Source organism: Deltaproteobacteria bacterium (genome assembly GCA_009930495.1).
Taxonomy (GTDB): Bacteria; Desulfobacterota; Desulfovibrionia; order Desulfovibrionales; family Desulfomicrobiaceae; genus Desulfomicrobium.
Map to the genome: position 1 here is coordinate 1 of RZYB01000141.1, position 6,951 is coordinate 6,951.

At 63.5% G+C, this 6,951-nt stretch carries 9 protein-coding genes; 3 read left to right on the forward strand and 6 right to left on the reverse strand.

Annotated features, from left to right (window positions below; all coding sequences use genetic code 11):
• Positions 1-107: 107 nt before the first annotated feature.
• Together EOL86_10830 and EOL86_10835 are read left to right on the forward strand one after the other, a co-directional pair.
• Positions 108-419, forward strand: a complete 312-nt coding sequence (locus EOL86_10830; GenBank protein ID NCD26067.1) for a DUF190 domain-containing protein — start codon at positions 108-110, stop codon at positions 417-419.
• A gap of 140 nt (positions 420-559) precedes the next feature.
• Positions 560-1,273 (forward strand): DUF554 domain-containing protein, encoded by a 714-nt coding sequence (locus EOL86_10835; protein ID NCD26068.1) that lies wholly within the window; start codon positions 560-562, stop codon positions 1,271-1,273.
• 85 nt (positions 1,274-1,358) lie between these two features.
• Here EOL86_10835 and EOL86_10840 read toward each other — a convergent pair whose 3' ends face one another.
• Both EOL86_10840 and EOL86_10845 read right to left on the reverse strand, forming a co-directional pair.
• On the reverse strand, positions 1,359-1,793 hold the full coding sequence (locus EOL86_10840) for a DedA family protein (protein ID NCD26069.1): 435 nt from the start codon (positions 1,791-1,793) through the stop codon (positions 1,359-1,361).
• Complete coding sequence (locus EOL86_10845; protein NCD26070.1) at positions 1,793-2,818, reverse strand: tRNA-dihydrouridine synthase family protein; 1,026 nt, start codon at positions 2,816-2,818, stop codon at positions 1,793-1,795. The genes EOL86_10840 and EOL86_10845 overlap by 1 nt, the downstream gene beginning before the upstream one ends.
• 102 nt (positions 2,819-2,920) lie before the next feature.
• Between EOL86_10845 and EOL86_10850 the strand changes: the two genes are divergently transcribed.
• Complete coding sequence (locus tag EOL86_10850; protein NCD26071.1) at positions 2,921-3,100, forward strand: hypothetical protein; 180 nt, start codon at positions 2,921-2,923, stop codon at positions 3,098-3,100.
• Between the two features lie 134 nt (positions 3,101-3,234).
• Here the strand turns inward: EOL86_10850 and EOL86_10855 are convergent, their stop codons facing one another.
• From EOL86_10855 to EOL86_10870, 4 genes are all read right to left on the reverse strand, one after another.
• A complete protein-coding gene (locus EOL86_10855; protein ID NCD26072.1) occupies positions 3,235-4,620 on the reverse strand; it encodes a DEAD/DEAH box helicase in 1,386 nt (461 codons plus the stop codon).
• Positions 4,620-5,048: a thioesterase gene (locus EOL86_10860; protein ID NCD26073.1), complete on the reverse strand. Its 429-nt coding sequence runs from the start codon at positions 5,046-5,048 to the stop codon at positions 4,620-4,622. The genes EOL86_10855 and EOL86_10860 overlap by 1 nt, the downstream gene beginning before the upstream one ends.
• A 13-nt stretch (positions 5,049-5,061) precedes the next feature.
• Entirely contained in the window at positions 5,062-5,715 is a 654-nt protein-coding gene (locus EOL86_10865) for a TrkA family potassium uptake protein (GenBank protein NCD26074.1), read from the reverse strand.
• Between the two features lie 8 nt (positions 5,716-5,723).
• Positions 5,724-6,951, reverse strand: a 1,228-nt coding sequence (locus EOL86_10870; GenBank protein NCD26075.1) for a potassium transporter TrkH, incomplete at its 5' end; no start/stop codon positions are given.

A 6,951-nucleotide genomic window follows, 5' to 3' on the forward strand; every position in this document is an offset into this window, starting at 1 on the left:
GGGTCAGGATTTCGATCCGAAAAAGGGATTGTAACAGACGCGCCAAGCGCGATCCGTCACGCGCGAGCGGCTGCTGCACGGCCGCGAAACCATGGAAGGATAAAGGCATGAACGGCTATCAGGTCACTTTTTTCACTCAGCAAAAACGCGAGCACGACGGGCTGCCCGTGGCCACCTGGATCGTCGAAACGGCCAGACGGCTGGGCATTGGCGGGGCCACGCTCATGCCGGGCAGCGAAGGCTTTGGTCATGACGGACGCTCTCATTCCGACAACTATTTCGACTTCGAGGACCGGCCGCTGCTGGTTGTCCTGGCCCTGACGCCGGATGAAAGCGACCGGCTCTTCAGTCGCATCAAGGAAAGCCGGCTGCGCGTTTTCTACACCAAATGCGAGACGGAGTTCGGCTTCACGACATAGCCTTCCACGGTCATGCCACTAACGCCCGCTGCGCTCGCCTTCATCTCGGGCAGAGCATCAATTCCGAAGCCGCCCGTCCAGTCGGCTTCGGCCATCCATGCGCGCGACCCGTTCCCGCGTCAGCATCATAAGGAAAAACCATGATCGGTCCTCTCGTTAACGGCGCGGCGCTTATCGTCGGCAGCGCCATGGGCGCCCTGCTCGGCCCCAAACTCTCGCCCGCCCTCAAACAGCGCATGCCCATGGTCTTTGGCTGCGCGTCCATGGGGCTTGGCGTGGCCATGATCGTCAAGGTCAAATTTCTCGCGCCCGTGGTCCTGGCGCTAGTTGTCGGCGCGTTGCTCGGAGAGCTCATCCAACTGGAAACAATGATCCAAAACGCGGCCGGCAGTTCCAAGAAATGGATGGAAAAGTTCGCCAAGCCCGCCACCGGCATCAGCCAGGAAGAATTTCTCGACAAATTCGTCTCGCTTCTCGTCCTGTTCTGCGTCAGCGGGACGGGCGTCTATGGCGCCATGACCGAAGGCATGACCGGCGATCCGACCCTGCTCATCGTCAAAGCCATTCTGGATTTTTTCACGGCCCCCATTTTCGCATCGACCATGGGGATGACCGTCGCGGTCTTGATGCTCCCACAGCTTGCAGTCCAGGCGAGTCTCTACTTCGGCGCGGCGCTGATCATGCCGCTGACCACCGCGGACATGCTGGCTGATTTTTCGGCCTGCGGCGGGCTGATCATGCTGGCCACTGGTTTGCGTATCTGCGGCATCAAACAGTTCCCCATCGCCAACATGATTCCGGCATTATTGCTGGTCATGCCGCTCTCATGGGTATGGGCCGCGTACGTGGGATAAGGAATAATTTGGGAGTTCTCTGGGTCCCGCGCACGCGTTGGAATGCGCGGCGAGAGTCCGGACAAAAAGTACTCGCGCAGCAGAATCACACCGACAGCCAGGCCAGAACCGCGTAACGGGCCAGCTTGCCGGCGAGCACCGGCGGCAGGAAGCGGGACAAACGCAAGCCGAACAGTCCGGCCACGGCGCACAGCGGGTCGCCGATGATCGGCGCCCAGGCCAACAGCAGGCTCCACGCGCCGTAGCGGTCAAAAAGCGCTCTGGCCCGGACACGCCGGGACTCCTGCAGGCCCAACACGCGGGCCAGAAGCGCCTCGCTCCCCCACCGCCCCAGGCCCCAGGTGGTCATCGCGCCCAGGGTGTTGCCCACTGTGGCCACAATGACGCAGGCCCAGGGCGATACCCCGGCCAGCACCAGGGCGACCACGGCCCCTTCCGAGGCCACGGGCAGCACGGTCGCGGCCAGAAAGGCCAGGACAAAGAGTCCGGGAAGTCCGTAATGCGCCAGCAGGATTTCCATCAGGCGGTGAACAAAAAGGCGTTGGGAGTGGTCGCGACCTGGGGACGCGGGCCCAGCACACGCCGGGCGTTGTCCTCCATCTCGGCCCGCGTCCCGCCCCGGACCAGGGCGGGCCACAGGCTGTGGCCGTAGACGAAATTGGCGGCCAGATAGATGGCGTATTTCTTGTACAGTTTGATGGCGCGGGTGGGTTCGAAATGGGTCCAGACGCGGTTGATGACGGCCAGGGCTGTTGTCTCGAAGATATCCGAATCAGGCGCGAAACCAGTCGTCAGTTCGGCGAACATCCAAGGCCGGGCAATGGCCATGCGGCCGATGGCAGCCCCGGCGCACCCGGTTTCATCCAGCATGCGCGCGCAGTCGGCGACGGAAAAAACATTACCGTTGCCGAGAACGGGAATGGACACGGCCCGGACCACGGCCGCGATGTGCGCCCATTTGGGCGGCCGGGAGCGGCGGTCCGGGGCCACGCGCGGATGGAAGGTCAACAGGTCCGCGCCCGCGTCCTCGAAACGCCGGGCCAGATCCACGGCCAGGTCCGGCGCGTTTTCCCAGCCGCTGCGAAACTTGACCATGACCGGACAGGCCACGGCCCGACGCACGGCCCGGACAATGGCCACGGCGCGCTCCGGGTCTTTCAGCAGCGCGGCTCCGTAGCCCTTCTTGCACAGGGCCGCGACCGAGCAGCCCATGTTGATGTCCACCCCCAAAAGCCCCTCGGCCTCGATGCGCCGGGCGGCCGCGGCCATGGCCTCGGGTTCGCCGCCGAAAATCTGGATGGCCAAACGCCCCGCTTCCTCGTCGCGCCAACGAAAAACCGGCGACACATGGCGGTTCTCGCCGGGCACGGCGCGGGCGTTGCACATTTCGGACACCATGCAGCCAAAGCCGCCGAATCCGGCCAGAACCTCACGGAAGGCGACATGCCCCAGCCCGGCCATGGGCGCGAGCACCAGGCGAGAATCGAGCGTCGCGCGGCCAACGGCCAGGGGCGTTTTCAGAAAATCGGACAAGGAGGAGCGCATGGGCGAGGCTCTATACAAGGGACAAAAGGGACTCAAGCGGGAACGTACGGCAGGACGGGCAGCACGCGGTCTCTTGCGCGGGATGATGGCAGCACATAAAACATGCCCATGAACTTCCCAAACCATGTTTCCGGCACGGCAGCCCTGCGTTTGAAAACCAGATTCCGGGCACTGGCGGCCACGGGCAATCGCGACAAGGCATTGGCGATTCGTGACCGCCTTGATGCACGGGACAAAGCTGCGCCTGCCTCATCTGACACTCGAGAGAACACCCATGAATAAACACATCTGGCTTTGGATCGGCGGCGTGGTCGGGGTGCTGACCATGGGCCTGCTCCGCTTTGTGGGCAAATCGACCAACATCTTCGGCCTGCTTGCGGGCATGGCCGTGGTCATCGCCATCCTGTCCTTCCTGGTCATCCGTTACGTGAACCGGAAGTGGTGAGTCCGGCATAGACCTCGGCCCTGGCCCTGGCCGCGGCCTCCAGCACGCCGACCCGGCTGTCCACGAAATCATAAACCCTTGGTTGAACTTTTCCGGCTCCCGGCCGCAGCACCCGGCCCAGGTACTGCACGAGCCGTCCGCTGAACTTGACCGGCGTGGCCAGAAAAAGCGTGGTCAGGTTGCTGGCGTCAAACCCCTCGCCGATGAGCTGGCCCGTGGCGAAAACCGCCCGCACCCCTCCGGTCTGAATCCGCTCCACCAGCCGCTTGCGCTCAGGCAGCGGCGTGTCTCCCGTCAGTTCCACGCCATCAAGGCCATGCCGTGCGAGCAACAGTTCCTGAAGCGCGCGGCAATGGCTCTTGCGGTCGGACAGCACGAGGCTCACGCCCTGGCCGCCTTGAATTTCCCGAGCCAGCTCATCGACGATGAGCGTGTTGCGGGCCGCGTCCTCGGTCAGGTCGGCGATAATCCGCCCGTATTCCTCGGAAGCATCGCGCTCCGTCGTGAAGCTGGTTTCCCGGACCCGGATTTCCGGACGCAGAATGGCCCCGCTGTCCATCAAGGCCTCGGGGTCGACACGGGCGTGCATCTCGCCCATGTGCCAGAAAATGAGTTGCGTCAGGCCGTCGCGGCGGTACGGGGTGGCCGAAAGGCCCAGGGAATAGGCGCAGTCAAAACTGGTCACGGCGGCGGTAAAGGTCCGGCTCGGGGCGCGGTGGCATTCGTCGACCACGATGTGCCCGATGCGCTTTTTGAGCTCCTTGGCCCGGCTGTACACGGACTGGACCGTGGCCACGGTCACGGCCTCGCCGACCTTGTCCCGGCCGCCGCCGATCATGCCCACCTTGCGGGCCGGGATGTCCAAAAACTGCTCGATGCGCTCCACCCACTGCATGGCCAGATCGCGGGTATGGACAATGATCAGCGCGGGCTGGCGGCGTTGGGCGATGAGATACAGGCCGCACACGGTCTTGCCCGCCCCGGTCGGGGCGCAGAGGGTGCCGAAACGCCGGCGCAGCATACGGGCGCAGGCCTGGTCCTGATAGGGACGCAGTTCCCCGCTGAACCGAAAATCCACGTCCGGCAATACCCGGCGGTCGTCCTCATAGTCCACGGTCTCGCCGTGCCCGGCGCAGATCCGGGCCAGCTGCTCGCCGTAGCCGCGCGGAACGATGAGGCCGCCGTTCGTGCGGGTGGAAAAAAATTTCAGATGCCGGGAAACCTTGTAGTTGGTCCGGCCCATCTTCAGATTTTCCAGCCATTTTGGATTTTCCACGGTCAGATCGGCCACGATCTGGACTTTGATGGGCTCGGGAATGTCGGACAAGAACAGCTTGTGGGCGATCCGGCAGCGCATCATGCGTCCCGCGTCAGGCAACGGGCGAAATCCGCGGGCAGCCGGGCCACCTTGCGCGCGCCATAGTCGAAGCAGACCATGCCGGTCTTGACCCTGGCGATCTCCTCGCCGTCATCCAGGCGACTGAACCAGAAGACCAGGTCGAAGCTGGAACGGCGCACGTCGGCCGCGCCCAGGGCGATTTGCAGCTCATCGCCCATGAACGCCTCGCGGTGGTAGGTCACGGCCGCGTCGGCCATGATCAGGCCCACTCCGCCGACATCGACCTCGGACAGGCCCAGCTCGGCCAGCCAGCGCACCCGTGCCTCCTGGGCCAGGGCCAGCACCCGGTCGTTTCCCAGATGACCGCCATAGTTGATGTCCCCGACCCGCACGGCAAGCGTTGTCCGGAACAACCAGTATTCGGGAAGATCGATCTGTACGCGCATGACAGCCCTCCTCTCAGGAATCCAGATCCACCAAATTTTCGCCGCGCCCGATAACAGCCAGAACATCGCCGCGTTGCAGGGGCCGGTCGGCGCGGGGCACGAAGGTGAAATTTTTCTCGCCAGCCACCTTCACGGCCACGACCTGGATGCCAAAAGCGTTGGTCAGATTAAGCTCGCGCAGGCTCTTGGCTGCCCAGCGGTCAACCTCGACTTCCTTGAGAATAACGTTATGCCCCAGGGGCAGATAGTCGATCAGGCCCGGCACGGCCAGTTTGGCGGCCAGCTGGTCGGCGGCATAACGTTCCGGAAAGATGACCTCGTCGGCTCCGACCTTGCGCAGCACCTTTTCGTGATCCCGGCTGATGGCCTTGACCGTGACCCGACGGCAGCCCAGTTCCTTGAGGAAAAGCGTGATGAGGATGCTCGCCTCCATGGACCCGCCCGTGCTGACGATGACCTCGCTGAAATCCGCGAAGCGCAGCTGCTTGAGGGCCACCTTGTCCGTGGCCTCGGCCAGATAGGCCTGGGTCAGGATCTCCGACGCGGCCTTGACCTTGTCCGGGTCGCTGTCCACACCGACCACGACCTGGCCGTGACTGCGCAGGGCCTGCCCCAGGCTCATGCCGAACTTGCCCAGGCCGACGATGCCGAATTCCCGTTTTTCCATAAGCCCTCCTACCCGATGAGCATGCTTTTTTCCGCACGCGAAAAATGTTCCCTGGTCTGCCACGTCTGGAGCATGGTCAGAAAGACGATGGGCCCCAGCCGGCCCACGAACATGAGCGCCATGATGACGATCTTGCCCGGCGCGGACAGGTGGGGCGTCAGGCCCGTGCTCAGGCCCACGGTGCCAAAGGCCGAGGTCGCCTCGAAAAACAGCTCGATGAACTTGCCCCGGACCATCTGATGCGAAATGTTGGCGCCCTCGGTGATGGTCAGCACGAAAACCGAGCCCAGAATGAGGACAAGGGCCATGATGGACAGGGTCATGGCCTTGTTGATGGTCGAAAAATCCACGCCGTAGCCATCGACCACCACCTGTTCCCGGCCCTTGATCTGGGCCACGCCAAAAGACAGCAGCACGCGCAGGGTCGTGGTCTTGATGCCGCCGGCGCACGAGGCCGGCGAGCCGCCGATGACCATGAGCAGAATCATGACGAACAGGGCCGTGTCGGTCATGGCTCCGATGTCCATGGTGTTGAATCCGGCCGTGCGCGCCGTGACCGACTGGAACAGGGTCTGGAGCAGGGTCATGAAGACATGGGTTCCGTTCTGCCGAAATTCCGTCCAGAAAAAGATCATCCAGCCGACCACGATGAGCCAAAAACTGGTGCGGACAACCACGGCGCTCTGCCAACTCAGACGCGCGTCCCCGCGACGCCGCAGCCGGGCGCGCAGATATCCGGGCACTTCGACCAGAACGTAGAAGCCGATTCCGCCCAGAACAATGAGCGCCATGAACACAAAATTGATGGGCACGTTACCGGCAAATCCCATCAGATTGTCCGGATACAGGGCGAAGCCGGCGTTGCAGAAGGCGGAAATGGCATGAAAAAACGCGCTGAACCAGTCGATCCCGCCCAGGCTGAAGACATGCAGGGCCACGGCCCCGGCGGATTCGACGCACAGGCAGACCAGAACCATCTGCTTCAGAAATCGGCCCAGATGGAAGGCCGGGTCACTGAGCAGGGACTGGCCCACGGCGATGCGGTCGGTCATGGAAACCCGCCGACGCCACATGTAAAAAACCAGGCTGGTGTAGGTCATGACGCCCAGGCCACCGATCTGGATGAGGGCGGCCAGAACGATCAGGCCGACGGTCGAAAAGGTCGCCCCCGTATCGACCACGGCCAGTCCCGTGACGCAGGTGGCGGAGACCGAGGTGAACATGGCGTCCAGCCAG

What these genes read in the sequence shown, in the direction of transcription:
- EOL86_10850 (NCD26071.1), top strand. Translation starts at nt 2,921, where the DNA reads ATGCCCATGAACTTCCCAAACCATGTTTCCGGCACGGCAGCCCTGCGT.
- EOL86_10855 (NCD26072.1), bottom strand. Translation starts at nt 4,620, where the DNA reads ATGCGCTGCCGGATCGCCCACAAGCTGTTCTTGTCCGACATTCCCGAG.
- EOL86_10835 (NCD26068.1), top strand. Translation starts at nt 560, where the DNA reads ATGATCGGTCCTCTCGTTAACGGCGCGGCGCTTATCGTCGGCAGCGCC.
- EOL86_10840 (NCD26069.1), bottom strand. Translation starts at nt 1,793, where the DNA reads ATGGAAATCCTGCTGGCGCATTACGGACTTCCCGGACTCTTTGTCCTG.
- EOL86_10845 (NCD26070.1), bottom strand. Translation starts at nt 2,818, where the DNA reads ATGCGCTCCTCCTTGTCCGATTTTCTGAAAACGCCCCTGGCCGTTGGC.
- EOL86_10865 (NCD26074.1), bottom strand. Translation starts at nt 5,715, where the DNA reads ATGGAAAAACGGGAATTCGGCATCGTCGGCCTGGGCAAGTTCGGCATG.
- EOL86_10860 (NCD26073.1), bottom strand. Translation starts at nt 5,048, where the DNA reads ATGCGCGTACAGATCGATCTTCCCGAATACTGGTTGTTCCGGACAACG.
- EOL86_10830 (NCD26067.1), top strand. Translation starts at nt 108, where the DNA reads ATGAACGGCTATCAGGTCACTTTTTTCACTCAGCAAAAACGCGAGCAC.